Raw genomic sequence first — 886 nt, 5'->3', positions numbered from 1 at the left:
CCGCGGGCCTGGTGGAGCTGGCCCCGGAGCGGGCCGAGAGCGCCCGGCGGGCGCCGGACGCGGTGTACGAGCGGACCGCGCAGGGCAGTTGGAGGCAGCGGTGAAGCGCCGACGGGGAGGCATCGGGTCCCGCGGACTGCCCGTCCTGCCGACCGTCCTGGCCGTGCTGGCGCTGGGCGTGGGCCCTGCCCTCGCGGACGAGGCGGCTCCGGCACCCGGCGCCGCCGAGGAGGACGCGCCGACGATCGCGCACAGGTGCGGGCAGGAGTACGACTGCTCGTTCCGGATCATCCCGGGTCTGACCCGGGAGCTCACCTCGGCGGTGGTGTCGGTGGGCAACGCGGCGATCAACTGCACCAACCGGCCGATCGACGTCTACCGGACGGTGGTGCTGGAGTCGAGCACCACGGACAACATCGCGGGCGAGATCTCCGGCCGGGCGGCGCTGGAGGGGACGATCGACAACACCACCGACGTCTCCGGCAGTGTGAGCGGCAGCAACAAGACCGAGATCACCCACACGGACATCACCGCGCCCAGCGACAAGGGTCCCAACTCGGAGATCTCCAACGGCCCGACGATCGCGGTCGGCGCCACCGGGACGGCCGCCGCCCAGCTGAAGCTCAGCGCCAAGGCCTCCTTCGAGCTCGCGTTCAAGGCGACCTACTCGCACGAGTGGAAGCGCACCAGTACCGAGACCACCCAGGTCAAGTTCACCGTGAAGGCGGGCGACGAGCTGCAGTTCGGCACGCTCAACGCGATGACCCGCACGGTGGGCGAGTTGACGGTGGGAGGCATCGGCAAGCTGATCAAGAACATCATCGTCGACAGCCCATCGACCGTGAACGTCAGCACGGTGGTCGCGCAGACCTTCAGCGCCAGGGAC

Annotated in this window: 1 pseudogene; it reads left to right on the top strand. The window is 70.2% G+C overall.

Going from position 1 to position 886, the window contains the following annotated elements:
- Positions 1-100: 100 nt before the first annotated feature.
- Positions 101-886, top strand: a pseudogene (locus tag VR45_RS33635) (hypothetical protein); the annotation flags it as partial.

Origin of the sequence: Streptomyces sp. NRRL S-495 (assembly GCF_000966955.1) — a bacterium.
Lineage (GTDB): Bacteria > Actinomycetota > Actinomycetes > Streptomycetales > Streptomycetaceae > Kitasatospora > Kitasatospora purpeofusca.
This window is presented reverse-complemented; position numbering and strand designations above follow the sequence as displayed.